The sequence below is a fragment of the Hahella sp. CR1 genome, from assembly GCF_029813005.1.
GTDB lineage: Bacteria > Pseudomonadota > Gammaproteobacteria > Pseudomonadales > Oleiphilaceae > Hahella.
On record NZ_JAPELK010000001.1, the window covers coordinates 816,840 to 842,993 of the forward strand.

Genomic DNA, 26,154 nt, shown 5'->3' on the forward strand with positions numbered 1-26,154 from the left:
TTCAGTAGTCAGGAGTACTCCATGAAGTTGTTGCATTTTTTCGCTGTGATTCTGCTTGCCCTGTCGGCTTCCGCGCGGGCCTCATACATTTCGTTTCAGGCGTCGACGGACCATATTGTGGTGGGCGATGCGTTCTATGTGGACGTGATCCTGGAGAAGCCGTTTGACGGCCTGTTCGATGGCGATGAGCTATTGGCGTTTGGTTTTAATCTTGGCTATGACGCCGGTGTGCTCCAGCTCATCGACAGCACGGTAGGAGTCCCTTGGGACGATGATTCCGCGCTATTTCCCGGGATCGATGTGGCGGGGTCCGCATTTCCCGGCGTGACGGGCGACAGCGGCGCAGGCCTGCTACTGGCGCGCCTGAGCTTCAGCGCCGTCGCGGCAGGACTGTCCCAGCTGGGTCTGTCTGGCGACAGCGCTGCGAATCCAGATCTGGGGTTGTTGTATTTGTCGGGAAGCGATGTGATCGATGCGCGCAAGGATATGCGCATCTATTCCGTACCGCAGCCTGCTTCAATGTGGATGTTGGCGTTGGGAGGCTTGGGACTGCTGGTGAGAAGGAAAGCCGCCGGCGTCCGCTAACAGGGAAATCATGGCGTCTGCCGTCGGTAAATGCGGCGGCGGAGCCTGAATACTGAAGGAAACCAGCCGTAGGCGTTTATTATGCTAAGGAAAATAATAATCTCAGTCAGTTTGTGGATGCTGTCCATGACAACGTCCGCGCATTTAAGCGGATTCACCGATACTTCTATTCAGATCGCCGAGCCGGGCGTGAAGGTCATCTACACGCTGCCCAGCGACAACCTTCTGGAACTGGAGCCCAACCTAGAGATGCGTGTGGCGCCGCCGGAGGATTACATCACGCAGGTCGCCGCCGGCTGGTTCGTTGCGGCGGGTAAGCGCGCCTGTTTTCTGGGGGATCGCAAGGCGAAGGCGTTGCCGGAAATCGCCTCCTACCAATACACCCTGACCTACCAGTGCCCGCAGGGCATGGAGGCGGTCAGCATCCGCTACGAGCTGTTTAATGAGCAGTGGCGCGGACATCAGAATTATGTGCGGGTGTTTATGGCGGACAACCGCATGCGCATGCGTTTCACCTTTGATCGACAGAAACTCGATCTGCCCGTGGCGCAACTGCTGCGGGAATGGGGGGCGCGTCTGACGCCAGATTTCCTGGCCATGGACCCGCATCGACGCCTGGATGTGGAGGGCTGGGAGAATCCGCTGGCGAATGATCAGGACGAGCAAGATGAGTCCAGCGCGGCGCAAAGCGGCGTTATCGATCCTGCGTTCCTGTGGGTGGGCATGGAGCACATCTGGCAGGGAGCGGATCATATTCTGTTTCTGTTATGTCTGCTATTAGTGCCAGCCTCGTTGGGACGAATTCTGTTATGGGCGACCTCGTTCACCCTGGCGCACTCGATTACCCTGGCGCTTTCCGCGTTTGACGTCATCTCCATCCCACCCTCTGTTACAGAGCCTCTGATCGCCCTCACCATCGTTTTCCTGGGGTTGGAGAATCTGTATTACCTGGCGCGGCAAAATCGTGCAGGCGTGGACTGGGACAAGGTATATCGCAATCGCTGGTGGGTGATCTTCTGCTTTGGTTTGATTCACGGCGTGGGCTTCAGTTACCTGCTGCGGGAGCTGAGTTCCGGGGAAGGCGTCTGGGGGCGGTTGCTCATGTTCAACCTGGGCGTGGAGATAGGGCAGGTGGCGATCATCGCGCTGCTGCTGATACCGGCTTACGCCATGTTTAAGTGGCGCCATGGTCTGAAGCTCGGCGGCGTTTCCTCGTTACTGACCAGTCTGGTGGGACTGATCTGGCTGGCGCAGCGGATTTAGATCGGCTATTAGACGGATCAAGGCAATAAAAAAGGGCGTCGCAGTGACGCCCTTGTTCAGTTGAAGCAAATCAATGGATGATTCGCCGCGAACGGCTTAGGGTTTCATCCAGGGTTGTTCGACAATAATGCTGTCGATCACGCTTCGGTATTCCCGTATCTTCGCATCCAGGTGACGCAGCTCGTAATTCAGGTCGTCACGATGGTTTTCCAGCTCGCGCATCTGCTTCAGCAAGTCGCGGCGCTTCTGCGCGTCGCCGGAGCCGTTAACCAATTCGTTCTCGATGGCGTCAATTTTATCGCGGTTCTTATCCAGATCTTTCTCGGCGGATGAGCGCATGCCCTCCGAGTCCTTGATTTCCTTCTCCATATAACGGACGAATTGCCCGCTTTCCACAGCGCGCATAAATACTGGCTCCAGATCAGGCGGGCATTGGCCTTTGTAGGCATTGCCGCCGCGACCCAGGTCAAAACCATTCTGCGGCTTGCAGTAATTGCGGGCGCCGTCGTCAAAACCGGCGCGATAAGCGTCCAGGTCAGGCGAAACATTGTAATCCGAGCAGGCCTCTCTGTGTTGCGAGAGGTAAGTGGCTGAACGGCCGGCTACGCCGTCTTCATAACCGATAACGCGCCAGTCTGCGTTGCGGCATTCGTTTTCGTTCATGGTGGCGCATGCGGAAAGATTCAGCAGCGCAGCTACGACAAAAATGCGTCTGACCATTTGTTAAATCCCAAACTTCTGAAAAACAAGGCGGTTGCAGACAGCAAGTCATGCAACCCTGAGGATAGAGATAATTTTAGTTGATAATCGGCGGTGTTGCTGTCAATGACTGTAACGAACTGTGAGCAGTCGGCGACATCAGTGGTGGTCGCGACGCCTGACCACCACCATTTTTCCGTACAGCATAGCGCCGAGGGCTACGCATCCGCCGAGAAAGGAGGCCAACGCCAGAGGAATCTGGTGAGGGCCGGAACCGAGCGCAAGATTCGCCAGACTGGGAATCAACAGGCCCAGCAATCCGGCGATATGCAGCCAGGCCATTTGTGATGTAAGGCGGAACCAGCAGCCGCAACTCGGGCATTTGCGCTCTACATTCACTCCGCTGCGATGCGTCTGGATAAACTGTCTGGCTGAAAACGCTCTTTTACAGCGGGGGCAGGTGGTTTTCATTTTTGCGCTCCTGTTGAGAGGGTTGTCGCACCGGTCAGGGGACTTCTCGTAAAACCCTGAAACCGATGGTTCTGACTCGCTCTTCCGGCTCGACGCCGGCTCTGATGGACGGTTGCACATAAGGACTGGTGTTCATCCAGGTCCCGCCTTTCACCACCCTGGCGTTACAGTCGCCGTCCATTCTGGGCGCCATGCTTTCCCCCGTGCCCTCATGACTGTTGTGATAGCAGTCCAGCGTCCATTCCGCCACATTGCTGGAGACATCGTACAGACCATAAGGGTTAGCGCTGAAGCGCCCCACTGGCCCCGGATGGAATAACGCGGTTCCAGGAGGACAGCCGTCGAGGTCTTTGTCGCAATGGTCGACGCCTTGAACGTAAGCGTCGCCCCACCAGTAGTGGGTTTGGGTTCCACCCCGAGCGGCGTATTCCCACTCCGCTTCACTGGGCAGGCGGTAGCGGCGCCCGCTTTGCTCGCTCAGCCAGCGCGTGTAGGCGACGGCGTCATCCCAACTGACGTTGATGACTGGCTGCTCGCCGCGGCCCCAGCCTTCATCCGAAGGTAAGGCGCGGTGCGTGGCCTGGGCGAAGCGGTCGTAGTCCGCGAATGTCACTTCTGTGGCGCTGATTGCATAAGAATGTTGCGCCACGACTTTATGACGAGGCCCTTCGTCGGTGGAGACGCCACTGGGCTGGTCTCCGACCACCCCGACGCCCGCTGGTGCGATAACCATGCGAGGGCCTTCGCCGCCGTCCCTGAGTGAGTCCTGCAGCCAGGGCGGTGCGCTCTTCGCGGTCATTTGGGAGCACCCCGTCGCTAACGCAAGCAGGGCGCAACCGGTCCAAGTGATTGCGCGCATCGTTCGCCTTCCTGTCTGATTATTTTTGCCCGAAACCAATGATGAAGCCGATGCCGCCTTGCGCTGCGGTCATTGCGCCGGCGCTGCTCCCATTGACCGTGATGGCGGAGCCCAGCAGCTCCAGGAACTTGGTGCGCATCAGAATCTGCACTTGGGTCTGGGTGTACACTTTCACCGCCTTGCTGCCGTCGTCGAGCATTCTGGCGCCGCTGAGAATTTCCTTGAGCAGCTTGCGGCTTTTCAACAACTCGGGATGGTCAAACTTCAGCAGCTCTTCCGCCAGGCGTTTTCTGCTGGCGCGAGATAGTTGTTGGTACATCTTCAAGAGGTTGCCGCTACCAATGCCTTTGTTGGACAGGAAGCGATAGAGGACGGCCTGATTCCCCAGGGTTTTGACGACGTCGGCGATCTGAATGACGTCCAGGGCGATCATAAGCGCGCCGAACTCTGGGGATTCGTCCAGCCACTCATTGTAGTGAGCGTTGCCGCGCACCACGTTGGTTGTGCGTCCGATGGCGACCCCGCACTGGAAAGTGGCGGCGCTGGTGGCGGCCATAGTCAGCGGCATGGCGGCCCAGGCTGCGCCTGCGGACACTGTGCCGCCGCCGGCTTCTCCGATCACCAGTATCCAGCCAATGGCTGCGCCGGCGCAGCTCAGACCTGCGTTGGTGAGCTCTTTGCCAAGGCTAGACTTGGCCGTCGCTACGACCTCTTCCTTACTGGCTTTGGGTGGAAGCTGAACTTCCCGAATGTAGACCGTTTTGCCATCAGCGCGGCAACTTTGGCGCAGCACTCTGACGTCAAACAGGGGAGGCGGATTTAATGGATCGCCGCCGACGACAAAGGTAACGGGACGCAGCGCGATAAAGGTGACGCCGGCGCCGTAAAATTCATCCGTAGCGTCAAGCGCTAGGTAAAGTTGAGCGAGTTTAGAGTCTGGAAAATAGCGTCTGACCTTACTTTCGGTGGAATCAACGAAGAGAGAATTCGCCAGATTTGCAGCGCCCATATAAAACTCCTTGCGTTCTTGCATGAACTAAAATCGCAGGCTTTAGGGATAGCCTGCGAGGGACTTCGAAATTGATGACAAACGAACTGAAAGCGTTAATCTGCGTGAAAACCCGTCAATATTGAGCTGTTTTTATTAAGATTTCGGGACGTCATGGCGGCTGTCGCTTGAAATCCCCGGCGGCGCCCCGATTACGTTTAGAGAGAAAAATAACGAGGTCCGGCGATGTTGAAAGTACTTCCCTATGAGTCGCGCTATCAAAGCGGCGTCCTGTCCTTAATCGTCAATATTCAGCGAAACGAGTTCGGCGTGCCGATTACAGCGGAAGAACAGCCCGACCTGGTGCGCATTGAGGAGTATTACCAGTCCGGCTCCGGCAATTTCTGGGTGGCCATGGACGTGGAGCAGGGCCTTGTGGTCGGCACGGTGTCGCTGCTCGACATTGGCGCAGGACAGGGCGCATTGCGCAAGATGTTCGTGCATAAGGACTATCGTGGCGGCCAAATGGGAGTGGCGGCGAAGTTACTGCAAACCCTGGTGCAATGGTGTGAAGAGAAAAAAGTGCATGAAATTTTCCTGGGGACGACACCGCAATTTCTCGCTGCTCACCGCTTCTACGAAAAAAACAGATTTACTGAAGTTTCCCCTGCAGATCTTCCGCAAAGCTTTCCCGTTATGGCGGTGGACAAAAAGTTTTATAAACGACAAATCTAACCGGCGAAGCCTGCGGACGTAGGCCAATTTTCCACCAGTTTTACTCCCCGGTCTATCCCTGGATTATGAAAATGTCATGATTTACATGGGGTTGTGGCCTTCCTACGATTACCTTGCAGCTTAAAGGCAGTCTTAAATCAAGCTGTAAACATCTTCCCGAATCCAACAGTTGAATGTGTGTAGGCGCGGTTTGATCCGCGTTTTGGTTGTCCTCTGTGAGCTGCATCGCCGTCCCCAGGATGTGAGTGGGATTGGCCAAGCCTGATGCGCCGCCATGGGAAGTGGAACGCTCGGTATTTCAGGTTAAATTAACGTCGAGGTTTTAAATGATAAGGAGAAATCGTTTCCTTAAGTATTGCGCCGCCTTGTTGCTGCTGTCTTCGACAGCCGGCGTCATGGCGGATGTGGATGAACAGTATCTGCGGGACAGCGGTGAAGAAATCAGAGGCTTATATGGTCGCCATGTCCAGTCTCAGATCTACGTCGATCAGCAGGCGTGTGGGGAGCCCAGTCCCAGCGCGGTAGCCTGCTCTCCCAACCGCATCAGCGTCGGCACTCGCTTCATGAGCGGTCAGGAGAGTCAGTACGGACAGTATGTGGCCAAGTCTATCCTGGCGCACGAGTGGGGACACACTATCCAGTTCACCAAGAACATCCGTTTACAAGCGCCTTATATGGAATTGCAGGCGGATTGCTTCGCTGGAAATTTCGATAAGTATGCGGAAACGGACCTAGGCTACGCCGCTTTCATTGAAAACGCTGTTCGCTCAGCGCGCGACGCGGCTGATTACTCTGAACACGGCACGCCGCAACAGCGCGAAAGCTACACCCGTGAAGGCTATCAGAAGCGCGAGGAAGGTTGTTTCGCTATTAGCGGCGACGATCCTGGCGGAGACGACGGCGGTGATGATGGTGGAGACGACGGCGGCGATGACGGCGATTGCCCACCTTGGATCTGCGACGGCGGAGACGATGGTGGCGATGATGGCGGTGACGACGGCGGCGATGACGGCGATTGCCCACCCTGGATCTGCGACGGCGGAGATGACGGTGGCGATGATGGCGGTGACGACGGAGACTGCCCACCCTGGATCTGCGATGGCGGAGACGATGGTGGCGATGATGGCGGTGACGACGGCGGCGATGACGGAGACTGCCCACCCTGGATCTGCGATGGCGGAGACGATGGAGGCGATGACGGTGGCGACGACGGCCATTGCCCGCCCTGGTTGTGCGGCGATGGCGGCGACGATCCCGGTATCCCTTGTCCTGAATGGCTGTGCGGCGGAGACGGCGGCACGATTCCTTGTCCGCCCTGGTTGTGCGGTGGTGGAAACAGCGGGAGCGTTCCCGGCTGCCCGCCCTGGATTTGCGGACGCTTCGATCACTGAGACAGTCAGCCCGGCTTTGAGCCGGGCATGCTGAGACGCAACGTTTACCCGGACCCCAGTCCGGCGGCCCTGGGCTTGGGGGCGCCGGGCTGAAGGCCCGGGACCATGCGTAAACCTAACCAATCGCAACCTGAAAACAGGTGATGGAGAGGAGCAATGATAGGGAAGAAAACCTTATTCGCCCTGAGCGGCGGCATGTTGGCCGTTGGCGCAGCGGTGCTCGCTACCGATAACAGTTTTACTCAGGGATGGCTGGCGGCGGAGACTGGCGCAGTCGCCCGATCTGAAGTTGAACAGAAGGCGGCGGGAAAGTCCGCAACGGCTGATACAGCCACGATGACGGACCAGGATTCACTGGCGGATGCGGCGATGGACGCAACAGCGTTCAGCCCAACCGTCGCAAATGGCGCCTCGACGGCCCAGTCCGGCGCGGATAAAGACGCGAAAAAAGCTGACAAAGCGGATGATAAAGCCGATGCGGAAGACCCGGCGGCGGAAATGAGTCTGGCGGAGCGCTACCCCAAACAGTGGCTTGAAGACATGGGATATCTCATTCCCCCAGAACTGCACAGCTACGATCTCACTACGCTGGAATCCCTGGCGACGCAGGGCGACACCAACGCCATGGTGCATTTGGGAGAGCGCTATCTGTATTTCATCAAAGACAATCCCAGACACCCTGACTTCCGTAAAGATGTGAATTATCCCGCGCTGGCGAAAAGCTATTTTGGCGAAGCGCTGAAAAGAGGGCATAAACACGCTGCGGCGATTCTATCCGAGGCTTATTTCTCCGAAGACCGAATGGTTGAAGCCTATGCATGGAACATCGTGGCGGAAAAGCTGGGAGATCAGCTCAGTGTCGACTGGTTCCGCAGTACGGACAAATACCAGACCTTGTCGGATGAGCAAAAAGCGCAGGCGGATCTGATGGCCAAGCTTTACGAGAAGCAGCTGCAGGATCGCAATCAGGAGTTGGGCGGCGAGTCTCTCTTCAACGAGGGGACCGCGGCGGGATGACATCGTTCAAGGCCGGTTCCGTTCTACGCCTTGGCGCAGAGTCCATGGGGAAAGAGCCGGCCGCCTGTCGATGTATTGCCGGGCGAAGCTGTCAGAGTAGGTCGCTGGCTTGTTAAAGAAGTAGGTGTTTTTATGTTTGAATCAGAGCAGGTCGCGGCTCAATCATTATGACTGTATCTGCGCCGTTGAAAGTGTCACGCCTGGCTGCCGAGGCGGATCAGTCCCGCGATCTGCATACCCATTCCGATGGGCAGTTGTATTGGTTGGAGCAGGGCGCGATTTTCTGTCGTAGCGATCGCTATCACTGGCTGACCGCACCTCGACAACTGAGCTGGATTCCCCCAGGTTGTCAGCATGGCGCCCGGCCTCTATCAATGGTCAGAGGGACGCTGCTGCACCTGCGGGAGGATTTGGCGTTCGCCATGCCGCAAGAGCCAGTGACCCTGGAGCCGCATCGGTTGTTGGAGGCGACGCTGCTGAGACTGATTGAGTTGTGTCCTGAATCAGACTGGCTGGAGCGGCATGAGCACTTGCTACAGGTGTTTCTGTCTGAGGCGAGAGAGGCGACGCCTTTACGGCAACGACTGCCAATGCCTCATGACGCCAGACTGCTGCGCATGGCGAATACGCTGTGGCGGGCGCCCGAAAGCAATCCTGGTCTGGACGCGTTGGCGCTGGAATTTGGTTTCAGCCGGCGTACCTTGACCCGTAAATTCATGCAGGAAACCGGCATGTCACTCAGTCAATGGACGCAACACGCCAAGCTCCTGCGCGCCCTGGAATTACTGGCGGCGAATGAGTCTGTCAGCAGTGCGGCGTTTGCGGTGGGGTATCAAAGCGTCAGCACCTTCTGCGCCGTGTTTAAGCAGGTGTTCGGCATGTCGCCAGGGGACTACAAACGGCGCTTTCTGAGCCGCGAGAAATAATCAGGACATCCTTGTCGCCTTTGCTCAGGCGTCTTCCGGCCTGAACCAGAGTTCTTTCCTTTGCAGCGGCGTGTCCGCCGGCAACATGGGGTTGTCGAGATAGATGATGCGGCGTTGTTTGATATGGGCGCGGGCGATGTCGTCGCCAAAGCGACGCTGGAAAATTTTGTCGAAGCGGCCGTCAGCGATCAATTTATTGAGGCCGTCTTCCACTCGTTGCGCCAGGCGCTCATTGTCCTTTGACATAAAGAAGTAATAGGGCCAGGGATAATACAGCAGGATGTCTTCTTCTATTTTGAGATTAGGGTAATCTTTTTGATGAGCCGCCAGTTCGTCAAAGGCTTCGTTGATGCCTCTGGGAAATAAGTCGTAACGGTTGCGCGCCAGTTTGGTAAATAAATCATTGTATTGAAACACGCCCAGCACTTTTACCTTGTTGTGTTTGTAAACGGCGACATCTCCCCAATCCTCTCCTTGGCCGACTTTTAACGCCCGAAGCGCATCCAGTGACTCGACATCGCGCAGTTTCTTCTGTCCTTTGTCCGTCACCAGGCTGATGCGATAACCAAGAATGCCTTTGCGTAACGGAATACGTATGGCGCGCAGACGAGCTTCCTTTTCGATGCTGGTGGAGCTCCAGGCGATGTTGACCAGACGGTTTTTTTCCGTCTCAGACAGCGTTCTGGACTCAATCAGGTCCGCTTTGGTGGCGCGCAGTTCATAAGGGCCATATTTCTCCGTAGTGGCCTCCAGCGCGGACTTCAGCAGCTCCAGCACATCGTGAAACCGTAAGTCGATTTTAGGGTGAACATACACATCCGTGGCGACGGCGTGTGAAGACGATAAGGCGGTGGCGACGGTGAATATCGCCATAGATAGGACATAAGCGAGCTTGTGCATAACAGCGCTCCCAATGGACTTTTTATTTTATTGGGCAAGGAAGTGGATAGTATCTTGCGGGTCAGATTATTATTTGACCATCAAATTAGAATAAATATTTCTATTGGTCAATGAAAAAGAAAATTTGTTTCATTTTGGGCGATGTTGAGATAGGGGGCGTTGACAATAGATAGCGACGCAGCCCGGATGAGCTGCGTCTCGCGGGACCGGGCTATTGCTTGTTTTCGATGGTGACCAGCCATTTTCGCAGCAGACCGGCTAGCTGCTCTTGATCTTCCCCTTCCAGCTGCTTGAGAAGCTCCCATTCAGTTTCCACATGACTTTCCACCGCCTTGTCGATCAGCTCCATGCCCGCGTCAGTGAGCGCGACAATGACGCTGCGACGGTCATTTTCATCGGGCTGGCGTTGTATCAGTTGTTTGCGTTCCAGCTTGTCCAGACGGTTGGTCATGGCGCCGGAGGAGAGCATCGCCGCTGTATAGAGCTGTGTGGGCGTGAGGCGATAAGGCGCGCCTGAGCGGCGTAATGTGGCGAGCACATCGAACTCATCTATCGAGAGTCCGTAGCCAGCCAGCGTTTCCTTGATCGTTTGGTGGGTGAATGCGTGTATCCGGTGTAAGCGCCCGAAAATGCCCATAGGCTGGGCCTGCAGGTCGGGTTTTTCGGTTTTCCACTGCCGCAGGATAGCGTCAACATGGTCTTTTTGATCGTTCTGATTATTTTTCTTCATATAAAGATACTTGACGTTAAGCTAGTTAAAGAGGAATATCTCCACATAAAGATATCACGTTAAAAACGAGCGTAAACAGAAAACTTGAAGGAATTGTTGTGTATTGGTTGCTTGGCGTACTCGCCCCGGCCGTATGGGGCACCACTTATGTCGTCACTCAGGCTTGGTTGCAGGATCTCGGCCCCTTGTGGGTCTCCGTATTGAGAGCATTGCCAGCCGGGTTATTGTTGATGTGTCTGGATCTGAAATCCCTGCGTCATATGGACTTGCGTCGCAGCGCCATTTTAGGCGCGTTGAACATCAGCGTATTTTTCTTTTTCCTGTTCACCGCGGCGCTTCGGTTGCCCAGCGGCGTGGCGGGCACGTTGATGGCGCTGACGCCGCTGACCACGTTGCTGTTTCTATGGTGGTGGCAGCGACAGGCGCCGAATCCCATTCAGCTTTTGTGTGCGTTCGGCGGTTTGATCGGCGTGGGAGTGGTGATATTCCAGCCTTCTTCCCAAGTTGACCCCGTTGGCGTCGCCGCTTCTTTCGGCGCGGTTGTCAGCCTGACCGTGGGCACCTTCCTGGCCAAGAAATGGTCTCCGCCCAAAGGCATTCTGGCGTTTACCGGATTACAGTTGTTTCTCGGCGGGATGGTGTTATTGCCTTTGGCCTTTTTACTGGAGGGACCCATGCCGACGCTGAATCGTGAAGCGATGCTGGGACTGCTGTGGGTGGATCTGGTGAATACCGCTCTGGGCTATCTCGCCTGGTTTATCGCCATGCGTCGTTTGCCTGTCAGCGCCTTGAGTTTCCTGGCGCTGCTGAGTCCGGTCAGTGCGGTCATCAGCGGTCGTCTGGTGCTGGAAGAATGGTTTACGCCTGCACAGTATGCGGGGATCGCGATGGTGCTGCTCAGCGTGACGCTGGCGCAGTTCGCCAAGGCCAAACCTCAGCCGAAGTTGGCGCAACAGGCTTCTTGAGCCCGCATCAGGCCCCCGGGCGCAGCCAGAAAATCATCGGTTTAGAGCTGGCTGCGCTGTCCCCAATATCTTTCCAGGAATACTGGGTGACCATATTGGGATACTTGATGTAGCCCCGTTTCACCCAGAACAGATCCATCGGGCGATAGCCCGGTGGACGCATAGGGTGGTCGAGAGGACGATCCACTGTGCAAAACGCGGTGACGCTGTAGCCCAGTTCTCTGGCGAAAGACTCCCGCTCATCGAAAAAGCAGTGCCCCAGTCCCTGTCCGCGAAACTCCGGCTCTAGCACGGACTCTCCAAAATAAAACACGTTTCCGGCGGAAATACGGCGGTCTCGGAAAGGCTGCTGGAACTCTTCATCCGCATCGCTCAGCGGCAATCCGGTCGATACGCCAATGACTTTATTTCCCTCCTGCGCCAGCACAAACAGGCTGTTGGCGGAGTCGGCGTAGTTGGCCAGATAGCTTCTCTCGTACTCCATATCTCCATCGTAAAGATAAGGAAACTCACGAAATATCCTGATGCGCAGTTTGGCGAGTTCGTCCAGCCAGGGATGAATGGCGGCTCCGGCGACACGGGTAATTTTTGCCATAGCTATGCCTCTTATGGTGGTTGGACGCCGGCTTTTATTCCAATTGGTTGCAAGCGCCGCAAGTATATTGCCAGTTAATCTAATCCTAGGCTGGTTAAACGGCGTACACTAATACTGAGTGTAAATTTTTTTCAGCGAAGGAGGTCTTCGATGAAAAGGCTTTATTACCTGACGCCCACGTTGCAAAGCGCAGAACAAGTTTCTGAAAGTCTGCATGAGCATGGCGTTACTGACTGGCATTTTCATATCCTCAGCAAGGACGAGGCGGGTTTGACTCGTAGACGTCTACATTCCGCAAACGTGCTGCACAAGCTTGATCTGATTCACTCTATGGAGAGAGGTCTGCTATGCGGCGGTCTGTTGGGCGGAAGTTTTGTATTAACCGCAATGATCTTCAGTGAGTTGGGAGACTTGGCGCCGGCCGCCGTATGGATCGCGTTGTTAGTGTTTTGCGTGTTGGCCGGCACCTGGATTGGCGGTATGGCGGGCGTCAACATGGAGAATTACAAAATTCGTCGTTTCCATGACGCCATTGATAAAGGCATGCACCTGTTGATGATTGACGTGCCGAAAGAAGACGAGACTGTCGTAAAAACGTTATTGGCTCAGCAACATCCTGACGCTGTCGAACAAGGCGAAGATTCAACGATCATCAATCCTTTTACGTCGGAAGACGGCAAAGTTCATATCGTTTGACGCCCTTCATTGGCGGCGAAAACAGCGCCGCCATCTTACACAGGCGGGAAGCTGGTTTTCTCGCCTTCGTCTCGTTGAGCCTGGTTTAGACATTGAGGAAGGAATGAAAGGGATTACTTCCAGCACCCTTCGCGGACTGATGTTAATCGCCTTATTGACGACGCAAAGCGCTGCAGGCGCAGATAAGTTCAAGGTCGAGACGGTGTTACAGTACCTGGATCAGCCGTGGAGCATGGCGTTCCTTCCCGATGGCGGCCTGCTTGTCACCCAGAAAACCGGCGATCTGTTACACATAAACCTCAAGCAGCAAAGCTTCACCGTGGTGAAGGGAACTCCTGAGTCCGTGGTTCATGGGCAGGGCGGTTTGCTGGACGTCATGCTGCATCCTGACTTTGATACGAACCATTGGGTCTACCTGACGTTCACGCAGAAAAAGCCGGACGGATACACCACTGCGCTGGCGCGAGGTCAGTTGCAGGGCGATAAGCTGACGGGAACGAAAGTCCTGCTCAGCGCTCGCGCAGTGAGCGGCGAGGGCAGACATTTTGGATCGCGGTTGGCGTTTGATGACCAGGGTTTTTTATACATGACCATCGGCGACCGGGGAGATCGTCGTAATGCGCAGAACCTGCAGTCTCATGCTGGCAAAGTCCTGCGATTGACGGGAGACGGGGCCGCGGCTCCGGGAAATCCATTTTTGAATCGTGCTGACGCATTGCCGGAAATATTCTCCTATGGCCATCGTAATCCTCAGGGTCTGACATACGACTCGGTCAGTCAGCGATTATGGCTGCATGAACATGGTCCCAAAGGCGGAGATGAAGTCAATCTGATTCAAGCCGGAAAAAATTACGGTTGGCCTTTGGTCACCTACGGGAAGGAATACTGGGGAGGAACCATTTCTGAGAAGACGGAAGCGCCCGGTGTGGAAAAACCTGTCTGGTATTGGGACCCATCTATAGCGCCGTCAGGTATGGCGGTTTATCGGGGAGATATGTTTCCTCAGTGGCGTGGGGATCTGCTGGTCGGCGCGCTCAAGTTTCAATTGTTGGCCCGGGTGGAAATGAATGAGGCGCGGGCGCAAAAGGAAGAACGTTCCTTGCAGGAGCGTAAGTCGCGTATCCGGGACGTCAGAGTCGGGCCTGATGGCGCCGTATATGTGTTGACTGACGGGAGCAACGCGGAGTTGCTAAGGCTGTCACCCGCTGATTAGACCGCTTCTGCAAGCAGGCTTTGTCGCTGATAGCAGACATGTAACTATTTGATATTTAAGTATTTATTTTTACATGTAAATCATCCTGTCGCCGATCGGAGACAGAAATCCCTTATCTTGCGCACCCAAAATCCGGCCTTAGGCCAGAATTTATTCATATCTTTTTGAAAATAAAAGACTTTTCTAAGTTGGCGCCGATATTGTTATTTATCTCTTCGAGGGGAAGCTGAAGTGGCCGACGCCGGATCGCTGGACGCGAAAGATCGCGGCAAACAGGCCGAAGGCTTCAATTCACCGCCAATGAAAAGCGCACTCCGGAGAGAGCGCGCGATATACCACATAAAGTGAAAGAGGAAAGTTTACCATGAAGAAGATTGTTGCCTTTGCATTAGCATCTGTTCTGGCTGGCCCTGTTCTGGCTGAAGATACCCAGACTACAGACATGATGGAATCTGAAGCCGAGTTTGTCGCATTAGATGCTGACAAAAATGGTTCAATCTCCCAAGAAGAAGCTGCCGCAGACGCTGGTCTGGCGCAAAGCTTCGCTAAAGCAGACGCTGACCAAGACGGCGCTGTAAGCAAGGACGAGTTCGTCCTGTACACTGGCGAAGCTACTGCAGCTGGTCAGTAATTGACCCAACCGGCGCTTTACGCGCCGGTGACACGTTCTTTACTACCTAAAGAACTGTCTTCCTAGCCCTGTTGATGTCGTTTTGAACTCTAGATGAGTTGCCGGCCCCTTCGCAGCGTTCCAGTTCGGCGGAATTAGCTGTTCTTGAAGGTGGCCGGATCTATTTCATACTTAGCCAATAGTTTGTAGAAATCCGTTCTGTTCCTCTGGGCCAGTCTGGCCGCCTGACTCACGCTCCCTTCCGTAATTGACAGCACTTTGGTGAGATAACCGCGCTCAAAGGTCGCCCGCGCTTCGTTGAAAGAAGGCAGTTCCGGCGCACGATTAGCCAATGCCTGTTTAACCAGCGCCGCGCTGATGATGGGATTAGTGGTCAGCGCAATCGTCTGCTCCACAACATTCACCAACTGGCGGATATTGCCGGGCCATTTGGCTTCGCATAGCAAGGCCATAGCTTCCGGGGCAATGCCTTTCACGAATCCATTACGCTGATCTTTACGCGTGGACAGGATATGTTTCACTAGGGCGGGAATGTCTTCCGCGCGCTCTTCCAGGGGAGGCAGCGCGAAATTGACTACATTCAGGCGGTAGTACAAGTCCTCGCGGAACTCATTCTCCTCCATGGCCTTTTCCAGATCGCGGTGCGTCGCCGATAAGATGCGCACATCCACCGCTTCGTTTTCCACGGAACCCAGAGAGCGAATCTGCTTTTCCTGAATGGCGCGTAACAGCTTCACCTGAAGAGACAGCGGCATGTCGCCGATCTCATCCAGAAACAGTGTGCCGCCGGAGGCGGATCGGAACAGTCCGGGATAATCTTTGACGGCGCCGGTAAACGCCCCTTTGGTGTGGCCGAATAACTCTGATTCCAGCAACTGTTCCGGCAACGCGCCGCAGTTGATGGTGACAAAGGGTTTGTTGGCGCGGGGGCTGGCCTTGTGAACCGCTCTGGCCAGCAACTCTTTACCGGTGCCGCTGGGACCGGTAATGAGGATGTTGACGTTGGTTTGCGCCGCCATTTTGGCCTGGTCAAGCAGCTGCTGCATGCGACTGCTGGTGCTGATGATTTCCTCGCACCAGGATTCCGACATGTGATGCTGAGTCTGCGACAGCGCCGCTTCAATGGTGTTGAGCAGCTGTTCCTTTTCAATTGGCTTGGGCAGGAAGCCGAACACCCCTTTTTGCGTGGCGGCTACCGCCTCCGGAATGGTGCCGTGCGCAGTGATGATAATCACCGGCAGACTGGCGTTGATCGTCTGCACGCGTTCGAACAGGCCGATGCCGTCGATCTCGTCCATGCGCAGATCAGTGATCAGCAGATTGAATTTATTTTGCTGCAGTTGCTTCAGCGCTTCCGTGGCGGACTCAACCGCATACACGTCATAGCCCGCAGACTCCAGTCGGATCGATAGCAAACGCAGCAGGCTACTATCGTCGTCAACTAACAGGATTCTCGGTTTGGCGGGATTTTTCATAGGCTCGACTGGTTCTTGTCTGATTTAATACTGGTCCTGAGTCTCTTTCTTCTCCGTGAGATTCTGCTCGATGTTGGTCAGCGCCTCAATCTTCTTGCGCAATTGATCGACCTGACGTTCGAGACGTGCGTTTTCCCTTCTTAACTGACTGGTGGAAGAAATGCCGTCGAGACGGAACTTCAACTCGGACTTCAGCCAACGCACATAATCGTTGGGAACAGCGTCTTCCGACTCCGGCATGGTGTCGATAAGCAGCATGGCTTTACGCCAATTATCGGGACCGCCAGGCAAGGCGGCGAGTAAGGTGGCGCGTTGCAGGTGTACTTTCCAGACGGGAATGCTGTCCTGAGGAATCACCAGCAGGCTTTCCAGGGCCAGTAGTCTGGCTGAACGCTCTTCCTGGCTTAAATGCTCTCCGGTGAGATAGTAATCCAGCCAGTTATACTCGGGACTTGCTTCCTGCGACTCCGCCACTACCGCATCCGTCTCTTGAACCGACGCATCGACAATCTCTAACTGCTGGATTCCGGGTTGGCTGGCGGGGCGATTATCAACTTTGCCCCCACGCTCCCAGTCCATCGGCCACTGGACACAGGCCGACAGCGATAAGCTCAATGGTATGAGGTAGAAGTAGCGTTTCATAAGTAGTGAATGTTCCTATATTGCGCTGACGACTGTCCGCGGCAGATAAATGGCGAAACTGACCAACTGTCCAGTCGTGGTCAGCAGCTTGAGCTCGCCTCCCTGAGTCTGTATGCAGTCACGCGCCACAGACAAACCGATGCCCGACCCTTTCACTGCGCCGCTGCGTTTGACCGAGCCCTGGTAAAAAGGTTCGAAAATGCGGCTGCGTTCTGCTTCCGGGATCGGCGCGCCCGTGTTGGTGACGCGCAATATAAAGTGATCGTCTTCTATATTCCACTCCAGCCAGATGCGACCTTCGCTGGCGCCGTAGGCGATGGCGTTGGAAATCAGGTTGTCCAGAGCGGAGTGCAACCGCGGACGCTCCGCGGTCAGCGTCAGTGGCGGACCGCCGACGCAGATAATCTGGCGCTTGTGCGTCAGCGACAGCCAATGCAGATGCAGAAGCTCTTCGACCAGGGCGGACATATCAAAGGTCATTTTTTGCGCTTGGCCGGAAAAATTCAAGCGATTGAAACTTAACAGATTCTCAATTAACTGCTGCAGCGCGCGGCCGTTTTCATTCACAAGATGGAGCACTTCACGCTGACCGTGGGAGATCTGTCCCACCACCTCTTCCTGTAACAAGGCCACACCCTCACGAATACTCGCCAGAGGAGTCTTTAATTCATGAGATACATGTCGCAGGAACTGCTGCTTCTGATCTTCGACTTGAGATAAGCGTTCCTGCAATGAATTCAGTTCTTCAGCCAGTTGCACCAGCTCTTGTGGACCAAATAACTCGATGGGTTTTTGGCGTCCGATGCTGAGTGTGCGAATCGCTGTTTTGAGTTGTCTGACGGGGCGCACGATGAGATAGGTGAACAAGACAATCAGGGCGAGAGTCACCGGCGCCAGCACCAGCGAGGATTGAATCACGTTTTCTCGCGCCTGGGCGGCGGCTCGGCCCAGCTCATGCAGCTTATCCTCGGAAAAGGTGCGGGCCTGCAGGATCAAGCGGTCGGCGGAGCGTTGCAAAGAAGAGAACTCCGCCATTTCCTTGGTCAAAGCCGGACTGTTGGGCTTCTCTTTCTCCAGTTTGGTTTGCAGGTCCCGTTGCTGTTCTTTGACTTCCGCCAGCAAGGCTTGCGCTTCGGGAGTGCCCAGCAATTGCGCTATTTCAGTCAGCGGCGCCAGGAATTGTTCCGAGGCGGACTTGAACAGATCCACCAGCGCTTTATCGCCAATGACCATGTACTGACGCGCAACCCTCTCCATATCGATCAAAGAAGCTTTGGCGTTGCGGCCATTCTGCGCCATGGCGACGGAATCTTCGGTCACTGCGCGACTATCCAGCGCCAAGGTCTGTAACGAGACGGTGGTGTGGTATAGCAACAGCCCCAATGGCGCGACCACTGTCATCAGGGAAATAAGCACCAATTGCCAGACTGCTTGGGGTTGAAGTCGCTTGAACATGATTTTCCGGAAAACGCGCGGCGGGGCCGACAGATGTAGACGTGCAAAGGGCAGCCTACCGTTAAGCCGCAGTGCTGTCTAGCGTTGCTACCGCGGTTTAATCTTGCGTTTAGAATCAGAGCGCAATCGTTTTCAGGCTGGACAGGGTAATGCTGACGCCGATGAGCAATAGCCCGACAAACACCATGCGGCGCAGCTGAGCATCCGCCAGAGGCAGGCGATAACGTTTCGCCGCCAGCGTACTCAGCCATACTACCGGCAATCCCGCCAGCCACAGCCACCAGGACTCCGGCGATATACTTTGCAGCGCCAGAGCCAGGGTCACCCGAAGAATAGAAGAGGTAAAGAACATCGCTTGTAACGTGCTGCGGATAGCGTCCAGGGACAGAGGCTGGCGATACATCAGAAAGGCCGCAGGCGGGCCGAAAGTGGAGAAGAGTCCACCCATCACGCCAGCAAGCGCGCCAGTGGCGGCGAAGGTTGCGTCATGACTGGGCTGAGGCGACGCATGAGGCTTGAAGGCGATGATCAGGCTGCTGACCGCCAGCGCAACGCCGAGCGTCAATTGAATATAGGCGCTATAGGCCTGCGCATGCTCCAGCAGCCAGACGCCGGCGGCGATACCGGGGACGGCGGCGCTCAGACACCAGAATAACGAGCGCCATTGTACATGATGAGTCATGCCCTTCAGAGCGGTAGTGGTGTTGGTCAGACTGAGCAAACTGATGGCCAGCGTGAGTGTTTTCAGGTCGGACAACCCTAATAAAGTGCATCCGCCAAGAAATACCAGGCCGAACCCGAAACCTACCCAGGTCTGAATGGCGGCGGCGCCAGCGAGAATCACAAATATTAACGACCAGTCAACGAAAGCCATAACCTCAACAACCTGTGTGAAGACGAGGGATATGACCGGCCAGGCCTGAAACAAGTGCGTGGAAGCCACGCTTCGCTTGCGACGAATACATGCGACTGGGCCGGTGACGACCTTTGCGGGGAGCCCGCAAGAATGCCGCAGAATAGCGCAAAATTTGACGAGGGGTCTAAGTAAATGCGCAATCGGGGTGCACATGTTAGGTATTAATACCTATAATGCTTTCCGGCAATAAGGCGACAGTCTGTCTTGTTATGGCCCGTTGGGCTGGGTGAAGCCTGTCTTCAGCATCCTCGGGCCAGGATTGGCTTGTCGCTTGCTTAATATTGCCGTCGAAAGATGTAGGAAGTACCAACGCTATCAGGAGGAAGCATGGTCTATACAAAGGAAGCGATCGACTTACTTCAACTACTAAGACGCAGGTTCCGTGACGAGGACATCGGTCTATTGCATCTGAACGATCCAGAGGCATTGGAGCATGTAATTGTCTGGGCGCAGCGATCAACCAGTGGAGAAACCAAAGACCTGGCTTTCAAGCTGGCGCAGATCGCCAATATGCCGCTCAGCCGTCGCGATCTCGAACGGTCGCCGGGCGAAATGAGCCGGCGCTTGTACCGGGGCCAGGAAATTCTGGTGGAGCCCAAATCCAAGGAAGACGGGAATGAGCGCCCGGTGCGTATGTATCGGGGGCAGGTGGTCGCCTGATCCCGATCACGGCTTAATCGGCGTTGTCAGTGGCGATAGCCTGGCGACGCCGCAGATTTTTTCTGCGTTTCAGATTCAACATCTCCACCGCCACTGAGAACGCCATGGCGAAATAGACGTAGCCCCTGGGGATGTGGAAATCCAGTCCTTCGCCGAGCAAGGCGACGCCAACCAGAATCAGAAAACTTAGCGCGAGCATCTTGAGGGTAGGGTGTTTGTCGACAAACTCTCCCACTGGCTTGGCCGCCACCATCATGATCAACACGGACAAAATAATCGCTGCGACCATTACGGGAATGTGATCCACCATGCCGACGGCGGTGATCACGGAATCCAGACTGAACACCATATCGAGAATGGCTATTTGCGCGAGGGTGGCGACAAAACCTGCTGACTTGGCTGGCTTGTCCGATTCATCGGCGTCGCTCTCCAGATCATGGTGAATCTCATGGGTGCTCTTTGTCAGCAGAAATAGCCCGCCGCCGATAAGGATGAGGTCGCGGCCTGATATTTCCTGGCCCAACAAGGTGAAAAGCGGAGCGGTCAGCGTCATGATCCAGGTGAGTGACAGCAGCAAAAGCAGGCGGGTGATCATCGCCAGACCCAGCCCTGCAATGCGGGCTTTGTCTCGCTGGTGCGCCGGCAAACGCCCGACCAATATGGAAATAAACACGATGTTGTCGACGCCCAGCACAATTTCCAGTGCGGTAAGCGTCGTCAGGGCGATCCAGGCTTGCGGGTCCAACATCCATTCAAACACCAGTCTGCTCCTTGTCGGTAAGGTTAGTCAGGAGGAAAAGCGGCTTCCCGCAGCACGTTCATGGGACCCGCCGCCTTAATGGTGGCGAGTTGCTCTTCCTTTCCGCACAACAAGGCGCCGACAAACCCGAGAGCGTTTATGGAGATTCCCTGAAAGCGCTCGTTACGGCGAGGCGCCAACATCATCCAGCGGCGAGTGGCTAGTAAATTGTAAGGAGCGGGAGGCGAATTGGGCGTAGTAACTAGGCCCAGTTCCCGCAGCCATTGGCGGTAAGTTGCGTGCAATGCAGCCGGCTCTGGAAGCGGATCAGAGAAGCGCACGAACCTGTGGCGAAATGGCAGCGACTCTTCAGCCTTGGGCGACGACGCCAGAAAAGCATCCAGCGGCGTTTTGTTATCCCTTAAGTGGGAGGACAGCGGCAACGGAATCGTCTGCAAATGTTTGTGTCTTTGGCTTGCCCCCGCCAGTTTGCCGCCGTTGAAGAACACCAGACCATCCACCTCCTGCAACGACCAATGCAGCGCTTGCATGTCAGACAGGCTGAGCGCTTCGCTTTGTTCTTCGAATTGGGCCGTCACCATCAAAAAGTGATTCGGCAATACGTTGAACTTGTTGAGGAGACAGACGTAGTCATCGTTAATGTGTCCTACGTATAGCGCCTCGTCATAAGGCAGAAACGGATTGACGGTGGTTTTGGGCGCGGAGCCGTCTTTCTGCAAGGTGGCATTGGCGTTTTTACGTTCTAGGTTTGTCAGCAACCGCAGAATGAAAGGGACGCCCTCGTCTGGATAGATTTCCTCTTGCGTGGGAAGGGAAACCAGTGCGCCGCTGGCCTGGGCGCTTTCTGAAACTTGCCGCAGCCGTTCGGGCAGCGCTCCGGGCGTTAGCGTAATCTTGCTCGACATAGTCGGCGATGACTCCGTTGCTGTTAATCTGATGGACAACGAGAGCCCTTCTATTAGTCTGTAATGAAGCGGCTCGCGAATGTCTGGCACTGTCTTCAGCGGCGTGTCGCCGCGCAGTGGCGTACGGGAATTCAGCAATTATTGAAAGGCAGCCCATGGCAAATAGCAACCGCTAAGGCGCTGATTAACAAGATCGTCATTCAACAAACAGGCTTGTCCAGAGCGATAGGCCTTGGCTATCCGATGTGTTTCCCCTAATCTTTCCGGGTTTTCCCTCAAAGCAGTCCAGAATAATGAGCGATAAGACGTTTATAGAATTTTTCGCCGGCATTGGTTTGATGCACGCCGGATTAGTGGGGACTGGTTGGCGGTGCGAGTACGCCAACGATATCGATCCCAAGAAATACCATATGTATCGCGATCGCTTTGGCGACGCCCGCTACTATCACATCGGCGATGTCTGGGAGACCGACGAGGTTGTGGAGCGGATCGAGCAGACTCCCTTGTTGGCGACGGCCTCTTTTCCCTGCGTGGACCTGTCATTAGCAGGCAAGCGCAGTGGTTTGTCCGGGGACGAATCCGGCACGTTTTATGGTTTTGCTGCGGCGTTAAGGGGGCTGAAGGAAAAAGGCCGTCAGCCCAAAATGGTGCTGATCGAGAATGTCATGGGGTTCCTGACCGCCAATAAGGGGCGGGATTTTCAGGCGGCCTGTCAGGAACTGGCGGATCTGGGCTACTGGATCGACGCCTTCTCTGTGGACGCCAAGCATTTTGTACCGCAAAGCCGCCCGCGGATATTCATTCTTGGCTGCCTGCAGGAAGCGCTGCCGGACGGCCACAGCCTGAAACCCGATGATGTGGTTGGCGTCGCCGATTCGGAATGGCGTCGCCGCATCGACGCCCAGGAAGGGATACGCCCCAAGAGTGTCAGAGCGGCTTTATTAGGCATGAACTTGGCCACCGGTCTGTTCTGCCAGGACGTTAAAGACCTGCCGCCGGTCAAGACCAATCTGAGAGACCTGATCGATGTTGACGCGGGTGAGTGGTGGGAGCCGGAGCAGGTCAAGAAACACTGGAATGAGATGAGCGCCGGGCACCAGAATGTGCTCAGTGAATTGAAGCGTCAGGACGAATTCAGCGTCGGCGGTATGTATCGCCGGGTGCGTAATGGCGAATCAAGAACGGAAATACGTACGGACGGCATTGCAGGCTGTTTGCGTACGCCAAGAGGGGGCAGCAGCCGGCAGATGGTGTTTGTCGCGGGCAAGGGAAAACTGAAGATGCGTTGGATGTCTCCAGTTGAATATGCGCGACTTCAAGGCGCGTCGGACTTTCCCATCAGCGTAGGCGTCAACCAGGCGTTGTTCGGCTTTGGCGATGCGGTATGCGTGCCGGCTATTGAGTGGATCGCCCGTCACTGTTTGGAGCCGATATATCACACGCTGGCGTTGCGGGAGAGCCGTAAGGAGAGTATTCAGGCGGACTTGTTCGCCTCCAGTACTGCCTGACGCAGGAGCTGGATTCAGCAGAGGGAGCGGGGTGGCTAGCGATATGAAGCGAAGCGAAATCATGGCGGCGGTGAAGTCGAAAGACACTACCCCTGAGCTGAAAGTTCGCAAACTGCTCCACTCCCTCGGTTATCGTTACCGACTGCATGCGGGCGATCTGCCCTGCAAGCCGGATATTGTCTTTCGATCCCGCAAAAAAGTGATCTTCATCCATGGCTGCTTCTGGCATGGACACCCCTGCAAACGCGGCGCCCGCATGCCAAAGACCAACGCGGAGTACTGGATCAAGAAAATCGGTCGCAACATTGAGCGCGATCGACGCGGCTACGAAGCGCTGCATAATCTGGGGTGGCGTTGCCTGGTATTGTGGGAGTGTGAATTGAAGGACGAGGAAGCGTTGCAAGCCACTTTACAGACGTTTCTGAAAGAAGATTAATAGCATTTGTATATAAGTCTCTAATTTACAACTTCCCTAGGGTATACCCCATCAGCCCAAAGACCTCGGGCGCTTAGACGATGGTTATTTACTGTCCACTAACTAGAATTATTGCCTTTCTGGTTATTACAAGGACAGTATCATGCAGGAACGGACTCTGCCTCCCTCTCACCAACTTATCCCGTTGGAATACCCTCAGACTGGCTGGAGCCTGCGCAGAAAGCGTCATGGCAAACAGGTGTTCATCACCCGTGAAGCAAACCAGTTTCTACTCAATTTGAACGACTATCAGAAAAATGAAGTCTATCGCGCCCTATCCAAAATCGTCTCCGAAGGCGGTTATGGACTCACTACCGGCGGCCTGAAAACCCGGCCCATGGCCATGCGCTCAAAGACCGACGCCATCGCAGCGGCGGGGATTCTTAATCTGGTCTACTCAGTGAACTCGGAGAAGATTGTGGTTAATGCGATTGGGTTGAATAAGAGCGTTGTGGGGCCAATGCCCGTGGCTTCTAAGGAGCGTGCGGCTTTATATGAAATCAATAGAAAGACGAGTGTTCGATACAGTGAGACGTCTTCCACTTCTGACATTGAGAAGCTGGAGGGAGCCTGGGGAAGGCCCAAAGTTGTGGTGGATGTAAATACCGAGCATGCTGCGGTAAATGGAATGCAGAATGATCTCGAAAAAGCGCGCTGGTTAATGGGAGTACATGTAGATACGGCGTATTGGGGAGATAGTCTGGATCGATATACGTTATTCCATAACCCGACAGTTGGCTTTGTTCAGGATGTATTCGAATGTATTCAGGACAAAGTAGGAGCATCTAAACTGGCTAGACAGCTCGCCTCTATTCTTGTTGATTGTCAAAGGAAAGGGCGTAAGGTGAAGTGGGTTTGCCATAGCCAAGGTGGAATAATATTTACTCGCGCGGTAGAGCTAGTGAATGGCATGGGAGTCAAGTTAGAAGGACAAAAAGTTGCGATACACGCTGGCGGGAACAAAAAGCGAAGAGCGAAAGACGCATTTGTAATGGCTGGGCTGGATATTGTCGATATGGATCGGGATAGCCCTTTTGATTTTGTTCCTAATTTAGCTGGCGGTAACAACTGGTCATGGTCTTCTTTTCGCCGCTGTTATAAGTTCGCGAGAATGATAATAAGCAGCAATAATCCAATGGAAACCAGTCCTCATACACTTCCTTTTCTTAGTTTGGAGTGCAGCATTAGACACCTCCAAATGAATGGATATGAGAACAAAGCGAAAATGGTCATTCAGGAGCAGAGCAGGTTAGGGCAATGTTAACTAAAAGGCTTGCATCATTTTTTTCAGGCGGCGGACCAGATTTTTCTGAACTCAGGGAAAATGAGTGTGGGGTTGGAAAATACAGCATAGGTTACAAACTGCCAGGGAGTGCTATTAATTTGAATCGGAGGAAAGAGCAGTTTCTCTCTTGTGTAAATTTGCAATCGGATTTGTTTAATTCCTATCTTCAAGAAGATTCTAATCGGCAATGTGTGAGAGTGGGCTTTGAGTGGTGGGCGTATAGAGGCGCTTTTTTTCAGGGCTACTTTGGTCTTCTTGGGAAGCTCAGCATGTATATTGATGTGAATCGTACGAATTTCGAATCTCAAGTTGAGCAAGATAATTTACAAAGCTTAGCGGACTATTTGAAGAAGGATTACTGGGACTATTACGAAGGAGATAAAGGAGTTAACTGGGAAAGTCGCCAGGAGTTTAAAGATGATATTTTTACCAATGGAGACACTCCTTCTCAATATTTAGTAAAACTTCCTGATGAATATCGAGTCGAACGGATAAATGAAATAGATTGGCTTACTTATTCGTTAGTTGGAGAAGGAACAACAGGGTCCCACGCTAGTTATTATTGGGGATATCCAATAAGCCAGAACTATTATATTACGGTTGGCTTCAGAGCTAGGCCCGAGCTAGGGGAAAAATCTATAAGACTGGAGCGCATGCTAACAGACGCCAAAAAAATCATGTCGATGGTTGAACTGCGCAAGGAGTGAGGTTTTTCGTTGCTGTCAGTTAAATCCTGAATGACCTGAGAGTTCAGGTCATTCAGGCTATCCGCTGCACTTACGTTTCTGATTTTATGTCGTCATACCGGGTTTACGCCGGCTTATAGAGATCGTTAACCTCAGGCTGCGCCTAGCGCGGCGTGTTGAGATCGGCATTGCTCTGAGCCACTGGACCAGTGGTAGGTCATCTGCAGAATACGGGCGTCGCCGCTGGCGCGGTGACGAGGCAGTCCCAGCATTTGTTCGACTCTGGCGCGGGTCGCGCCCCAAACTGATTTCTGCGTTTCCGACATCAGCATGCTGAGCGGCTCTACTTTAAACTCCATCGGTACGCCAGCTTCTGCGAACAGCAGAGACAACCAGGCGAAATCCTGTCCCCAGGCGTCGCTATAGATGGTTTGCCCGGCTAATTGGGCGTTAAGATCCCGGGCCACGTCCCGTACATCTTTACCCCGGGCGGCCAGGGTCTGTCGGCTGACGCCGTGAGCCTGTTGGGCGTTTTCATCCCAATCCGTCCAGGTAGGTTGTGGTTTGATCAAACTGCAATAAGAAAATCCATCCGCGCGAATAAAACCTACTTCGATGGGGTAGCTGCCCCGGCCGAAACCAGAGGCTTCCACATCGATGATAGCAGGCAAGCTAGCTTTTGGTTGGTTTTGAGCCATGTCAACCTCGCGTTGAGTTAATGGT

29 protein-coding genes are annotated in these 26,154 nt (G+C 54.6%); 15 read left to right on the forward strand and 14 right to left on the reverse strand.

Annotated features, from left to right (window positions below):
- Positions 1 to 21 precede the first annotated feature (21 nt).
- The gene (locus tag ONV78_RS03605) at positions 22 to 585 is read left to right on the forward strand and encodes a cohesin domain-containing protein (RefSeq protein WP_279501185.1); all 564 of its coding nucleotides are present in this window, start codon (positions 22 to 24) and stop codon (positions 583 to 585) included.
- Positions 586 to 711: 126 nt separating this feature from the next.
- Positions 712 to 1,848 carry a HupE/UreJ family protein gene (locus ONV78_RS03610; protein WP_279501186.1) on the forward strand — a complete coding sequence of 379 codons (1,137 nt, stop codon included), beginning with the start codon at positions 712 to 714 and terminating at the stop codon, positions 1,846 to 1,848.
- Between the two features lie 96 nt (positions 1,849 to 1,944).
- On the opposite strand, the gene ONV78_RS03615 is transcribed toward ONV78_RS03610, so the two are convergent.
- The 4 genes from ONV78_RS03615 to ONV78_RS03630 form a co-directional block, all read right to left on the reverse strand.
- Positions 1,945 to 2,568, reverse strand: a complete 624-nt coding sequence (locus ONV78_RS03615; RefSeq protein ID WP_279501188.1) for a DUF2799 domain-containing protein — start codon at positions 2,566 to 2,568, stop codon at positions 1,945 to 1,947.
- A gap of 138 nt (positions 2,569 to 2,706) precedes the next feature.
- Positions 2,707 to 3,018 (reverse strand): hypothetical protein, encoded by a 312-nt coding sequence (locus ONV78_RS03620; protein WP_216736065.1) that lies wholly within the window; start codon positions 3,016 to 3,018, stop codon positions 2,707 to 2,709.
- 34 nt (positions 3,019 to 3,052) lie between these two features.
- Entirely contained in the window at positions 3,053 to 3,877 is an 825-nt protein-coding gene (locus ONV78_RS03625; protein WP_279501190.1) for an SUMF1/EgtB/PvdO family nonheme iron enzyme, read from the reverse strand.
- Between the two features lie 19 nt (positions 3,878 to 3,896).
- Positions 3,897 to 4,886: a hypothetical protein gene (locus ONV78_RS03630; RefSeq protein ID WP_279501192.1), complete on the reverse strand. Its 990-nt coding sequence runs from the start codon at positions 4,884 to 4,886 to the stop codon at positions 3,897 to 3,899.
- Positions 4,887 to 5,111: 225 nt separating this feature from the next.
- On the opposite strand from ONV78_RS03630, the gene ONV78_RS03635 reads away from it, so the two are divergent.
- The 4 genes from ONV78_RS03635 to ONV78_RS03650 all read left to right on the forward strand — a co-directional run bounded on the left by ONV78_RS03635 (position 5,112) and on the right by ONV78_RS03650 (position 8,934).
- Entirely contained in the window at positions 5,112 to 5,600 is a 489-nt protein-coding gene (locus tag ONV78_RS03635; protein WP_279501194.1) for a GNAT family N-acetyltransferase, read from the forward strand.
- Between the two features lie 326 nt (positions 5,601 to 5,926).
- Positions 5,927 to 6,991, forward strand: coding sequence for a hypothetical protein (locus ONV78_RS03640; RefSeq protein WP_279501196.1), 1,065 nt, complete (start codon positions 5,927 to 5,929; stop codon positions 6,989 to 6,991).
- A 156-nt stretch (positions 6,992 to 7,147) separates the two neighbouring features.
- The gene (locus ONV78_RS03645; RefSeq protein ID WP_279501198.1) at positions 7,148 to 8,008 is read left to right on the forward strand and encodes a hypothetical protein; all 861 of its coding nucleotides are present in this window, start codon (positions 7,148 to 7,150) and stop codon (positions 8,006 to 8,008) included.
- Positions 8,009 to 8,175: 167 nt separating this feature from the next.
- Positions 8,176 to 8,934, forward strand: coding sequence for an AraC family transcriptional regulator (locus ONV78_RS03650; RefSeq protein ID WP_279501202.1), 759 nt, complete (start codon positions 8,176 to 8,178; stop codon positions 8,932 to 8,934).
- Positions 8,935 to 8,958: 24 nt separating this feature from the next.
- On the opposite strand, the gene ONV78_RS03655 is transcribed toward ONV78_RS03650, so the two are convergent.
- Together ONV78_RS03655 and ONV78_RS03660 are read right to left on the reverse strand one after the other, a co-directional pair.
- A complete protein-coding gene (locus ONV78_RS03655) occupies positions 8,959 to 9,834 on the reverse strand; it encodes a transporter substrate-binding domain-containing protein (protein ID WP_279501204.1) in 876 nt (291 codons plus the stop codon).
- Positions 9,835 to 10,045: 211 nt separating this feature from the next.
- Positions 10,046 to 10,564, reverse strand: a complete 519-nt coding sequence (locus tag ONV78_RS03660; RefSeq protein WP_216736073.1) for a MarR family transcriptional regulator — start codon at positions 10,562 to 10,564, stop codon at positions 10,046 to 10,048.
- A 98-nt stretch (positions 10,565 to 10,662) separates the two neighbouring features.
- Here ONV78_RS03660 and ONV78_RS03665 point away from each other — a divergent pair, with 98 nt between their 5' ends.
- On the forward strand, positions 10,663 to 11,529 hold the full coding sequence (locus ONV78_RS03665; protein ID WP_279501207.1) for an EamA family transporter: 867 nt from the start codon (positions 10,663 to 10,665) through the stop codon (positions 11,527 to 11,529).
- 7 nt (positions 11,530 to 11,536) lie between these two features.
- On the opposite strand, the gene ONV78_RS03670 is transcribed toward ONV78_RS03665, so the two are convergent.
- On the reverse strand, positions 11,537 to 12,124 hold the full coding sequence (locus tag ONV78_RS03670) for a GNAT family N-acetyltransferase (protein ID WP_279501209.1): 588 nt from the start codon (positions 12,122 to 12,124) through the stop codon (positions 11,537 to 11,539).
- A 150-nt stretch (positions 12,125 to 12,274) separates the two neighbouring features.
- Between ONV78_RS03670 and ONV78_RS03675 the strand changes: the two genes are divergently transcribed.
- The 3 genes from ONV78_RS03675 (at position 12,275) to ONV78_RS03685 (ending at position 14,664) form a co-directional block, all read left to right on the forward strand.
- Complete coding sequence (locus ONV78_RS03675; RefSeq protein ID WP_279501210.1) at positions 12,275 to 12,820, forward strand: hypothetical protein; 546 nt, start codon at positions 12,275 to 12,277, stop codon at positions 12,818 to 12,820.
- A 103-nt stretch (positions 12,821 to 12,923) separates the two neighbouring features.
- Positions 12,924 to 14,033, forward strand: a complete 1,110-nt coding sequence (locus ONV78_RS03680; RefSeq protein WP_279501212.1) for a PQQ-dependent sugar dehydrogenase — start codon at positions 12,924 to 12,926, stop codon at positions 14,031 to 14,033.
- A gap of 364 nt (positions 14,034 to 14,397) precedes the next feature.
- On the forward strand, positions 14,398 to 14,664 hold the full coding sequence (locus ONV78_RS03685; protein WP_011400347.1) for a hypothetical protein: 267 nt from the start codon (positions 14,398 to 14,400) through the stop codon (positions 14,662 to 14,664).
- Positions 14,665 to 14,798: 134 nt separating this feature from the next.
- On the opposite strand, the gene ONV78_RS03690 is transcribed toward ONV78_RS03685, so the two are convergent.
- The 4 genes from ONV78_RS03690 to ONV78_RS03705 all read right to left on the reverse strand — a co-directional run bounded on the left by ONV78_RS03690 (position 14,799) and on the right by ONV78_RS03705 (position 19,110).
- A complete protein-coding gene (locus ONV78_RS03690) occupies positions 14,799 to 16,139 on the reverse strand; it encodes a sigma 54-interacting transcriptional regulator (RefSeq protein WP_279501214.1) in 1,341 nt (446 codons plus the stop codon).
- 24 nt (positions 16,140 to 16,163) lie between these two features.
- Entirely contained in the window at positions 16,164 to 16,781 is a 618-nt protein-coding gene (locus tag ONV78_RS03695; RefSeq protein WP_216736077.1) for a hypothetical protein, read from the reverse strand.
- Between the two features lie 15 nt (positions 16,782 to 16,796).
- Positions 16,797 to 18,236 carry a HAMP domain-containing sensor histidine kinase gene (locus ONV78_RS03700; RefSeq protein ID WP_279501215.1) on the reverse strand — a complete coding sequence of 480 codons (1,440 nt, stop codon included), beginning with the start codon at positions 18,234 to 18,236 and terminating at the stop codon, positions 16,797 to 16,799.
- A 115-nt stretch (positions 18,237 to 18,351) separates the two neighbouring features.
- Positions 18,352 to 19,110: a sulfite exporter TauE/SafE family protein gene (locus tag ONV78_RS03705; protein WP_279501216.1), complete on the reverse strand. Its 759-nt coding sequence runs from the start codon at positions 19,108 to 19,110 to the stop codon at positions 18,352 to 18,354.
- A gap of 369 nt (positions 19,111 to 19,479) precedes the next feature.
- Between ONV78_RS03705 and ONV78_RS03710 the strand changes: the two genes are divergently transcribed.
- The gene (locus tag ONV78_RS03710; protein ID WP_216736080.1) at positions 19,480 to 19,812 is read left to right on the forward strand and encodes a hypothetical protein; all 333 of its coding nucleotides are present in this window, start codon (positions 19,480 to 19,482) and stop codon (positions 19,810 to 19,812) included.
- 13 nt (positions 19,813 to 19,825) lie between these two features.
- Here ONV78_RS03710 and ONV78_RS03715 read toward each other — a convergent pair whose 3' ends face one another.
- Together ONV78_RS03715 and ONV78_RS03720 are read right to left on the reverse strand one after the other, a co-directional pair.
- The gene (locus ONV78_RS03715) at positions 19,826 to 20,572 is read right to left on the reverse strand and encodes a TerC family protein (RefSeq protein WP_279501219.1); all 747 of its coding nucleotides are present in this window, start codon (positions 20,570 to 20,572) and stop codon (positions 19,826 to 19,828) included.
- 23 nt (positions 20,573 to 20,595) lie between these two features.
- Positions 20,596 to 21,477 (reverse strand): DUF4922 domain-containing protein, encoded by an 882-nt coding sequence (locus ONV78_RS03720; RefSeq protein ID WP_279501221.1) that lies wholly within the window; start codon positions 21,475 to 21,477, stop codon positions 20,596 to 20,598.
- 293 nt (positions 21,478 to 21,770) lie between these two features.
- Here ONV78_RS03720 and dcm point away from each other — a divergent pair, with 293 nt between their 5' ends.
- The 4 genes from dcm (at position 21,771) to ONV78_RS03740 (ending at position 25,452) form a co-directional block, all read left to right on the forward strand.
- On the forward strand, positions 21,771 to 22,985 hold the full coding sequence (dcm, locus tag ONV78_RS03725; RefSeq protein WP_279501222.1) for a DNA (cytosine-5-)-methyltransferase: 1,215 nt from the start codon (positions 21,771 to 21,773) through the stop codon (positions 22,983 to 22,985).
- A gap of 43 nt (positions 22,986 to 23,028) precedes the next feature.
- Positions 23,029 to 23,421: a very short patch repair endonuclease gene (locus ONV78_RS03730; RefSeq protein WP_216736084.1), complete on the forward strand. Its 393-nt coding sequence runs from the start codon at positions 23,029 to 23,031 to the stop codon at positions 23,419 to 23,421.
- A gap of 142 nt (positions 23,422 to 23,563) precedes the next feature.
- A complete protein-coding gene (locus ONV78_RS03735) occupies positions 23,564 to 24,724 on the forward strand; it encodes a hypothetical protein (protein ID WP_279501225.1) in 1,161 nt (386 codons plus the stop codon).
- Positions 24,718 to 25,452 carry a hypothetical protein gene (locus tag ONV78_RS03740; RefSeq protein WP_279501227.1) on the forward strand — a complete coding sequence of 245 codons (735 nt, stop codon included), beginning with the start codon at positions 24,718 to 24,720 and terminating at the stop codon, positions 25,450 to 25,452. The genes ONV78_RS03735 and ONV78_RS03740 overlap by 7 nt, the downstream gene beginning before the upstream one ends.
- A gap of 131 nt (positions 25,453 to 25,583) precedes the next feature.
- On the opposite strand, the gene ONV78_RS03745 is transcribed toward ONV78_RS03740, so the two are convergent.
- A complete protein-coding gene (locus ONV78_RS03745) occupies positions 25,584 to 26,129 on the reverse strand; it encodes a hypothetical protein (protein ID WP_216736086.1) in 546 nt (181 codons plus the stop codon).
- Between the last annotated feature and the right edge of the window lie 25 nt (positions 26,130 to 26,154).

Bases quoted from the DNA above. Each gene is read 5' to 3' on its own strand.
- ONV78_RS03705 (WP_279501216.1), bottom strand. From the start codon at position 19,110: ATGGCTTTCGTTGACTGGTCGTTAATATTTGTGATTCTCGCTGGCGCC.
- ONV78_RS03625 (WP_279501190.1), bottom strand. From the start codon at position 3,877: ATGCGCGCAATCACTTGGACCGGTTGCGCCCTGCTTGCGTTAGCGACG.
- ONV78_RS03670 (WP_279501209.1), bottom strand. From the start codon at position 12,124: ATGGCAAAAATTACCCGTGTCGCCGGAGCCGCCATTCATCCCTGGCTG.
- ONV78_RS03630 (WP_279501192.1), bottom strand. From the start codon at position 4,886: ATGGGCGCTGCAAATCTGGCGAATTCTCTCTTCGTTGATTCCACCGAA.
- ONV78_RS03605 (WP_279501185.1), top strand. From the start codon at position 22: ATGAAGTTGTTGCATTTTTTCGCTGTGATTCTGCTTGCCCTGTCGGCT.
- ONV78_RS03730 (WP_216736084.1), top strand. From the start codon at position 23,029: ATGAAGCGAAGCGAAATCATGGCGGCGGTGAAGTCGAAAGACACTACC.
- ONV78_RS03615 (WP_279501188.1), bottom strand. From the start codon at position 2,568: ATGGTCAGACGCATTTTTGTCGTAGCTGCGCTGCTGAATCTTTCCGCA.
- ONV78_RS03660 (WP_216736073.1), bottom strand. From the start codon at position 10,564: ATGAAGAAAAATAATCAGAACGATCAAAAAGACCATGTTGACGCTATC.
- ONV78_RS03610 (WP_279501186.1), top strand. From the start codon at position 712: ATGACAACGTCCGCGCATTTAAGCGGATTCACCGATACTTCTATTCAG.
- ONV78_RS03710 (WP_216736080.1), top strand. From the start codon at position 19,480: ATGGTCTATACAAAGGAAGCGATCGACTTACTTCAACTACTAAGACGC.
- ONV78_RS03740 (WP_279501227.1), top strand. From the start codon at position 24,718: ATGTTAACTAAAAGGCTTGCATCATTTTTTTCAGGCGGCGGACCAGAT.
- ONV78_RS03745 (WP_216736086.1), bottom strand. From the start codon at position 26,129: ATGGCTCAAAACCAACCAAAAGCTAGCTTGCCTGCTATCATCGATGTG.
- ONV78_RS03675 (WP_279501210.1), top strand. From the start codon at position 12,275: ATGAAAAGGCTTTATTACCTGACGCCCACGTTGCAAAGCGCAGAACAA.
- ONV78_RS03640 (WP_279501196.1), top strand. From the start codon at position 5,927: ATGATAAGGAGAAATCGTTTCCTTAAGTATTGCGCCGCCTTGTTGCTG.
- dcm (WP_279501222.1), top strand. From the start codon at position 21,771: ATGAGCGATAAGACGTTTATAGAATTTTTCGCCGGCATTGGTTTGATG.
- ONV78_RS03700 (WP_279501215.1), bottom strand. From the start codon at position 18,236: ATGTTCAAGCGACTTCAACCCCAAGCAGTCTGGCAATTGGTGCTTATT.
- ONV78_RS03690 (WP_279501214.1), bottom strand. From the start codon at position 16,139: ATGAAAAATCCCGCCAAACCGAGAATCCTGTTAGTTGACGACGATAGT.
- ONV78_RS03635 (WP_279501194.1), top strand. From the start codon at position 5,112: ATGTTGAAAGTACTTCCCTATGAGTCGCGCTATCAAAGCGGCGTCCTG.
- ONV78_RS03680 (WP_279501212.1), top strand. From the start codon at position 12,924: ATGAAAGGGATTACTTCCAGCACCCTTCGCGGACTGATGTTAATCGCC.
- ONV78_RS03655 (WP_279501204.1), bottom strand. From the start codon at position 9,834: ATGCACAAGCTCGCTTATGTCCTATCTATGGCGATATTCACCGTCGCC.
- ONV78_RS03720 (WP_279501221.1), bottom strand. From the start codon at position 21,477: ATGTCGAGCAAGATTACGCTAACGCCCGGAGCGCTGCCCGAACGGCTG.
- ONV78_RS03695 (WP_216736077.1), bottom strand. From the start codon at position 16,781: ATGAAACGCTACTTCTACCTCATACCATTGAGCTTATCGCTGTCGGCC.
- ONV78_RS03735 (WP_279501225.1), top strand. From the start codon at position 23,564: ATGCAGGAACGGACTCTGCCTCCCTCTCACCAACTTATCCCGTTGGAA.
- ONV78_RS03645 (WP_279501198.1), top strand. From the start codon at position 7,148: ATGATAGGGAAGAAAACCTTATTCGCCCTGAGCGGCGGCATGTTGGCC.
- ONV78_RS03620 (WP_216736065.1), bottom strand. From the start codon at position 3,018: ATGAAAACCACCTGCCCCCGCTGTAAAAGAGCGTTTTCAGCCAGACAG.
- ONV78_RS03685 (WP_011400347.1), top strand. From the start codon at position 14,398: ATGAAGAAGATTGTTGCCTTTGCATTAGCATCTGTTCTGGCTGGCCCT.
- ONV78_RS03650 (WP_279501202.1), top strand. From the start codon at position 8,176: ATGACTGTATCTGCGCCGTTGAAAGTGTCACGCCTGGCTGCCGAGGCG.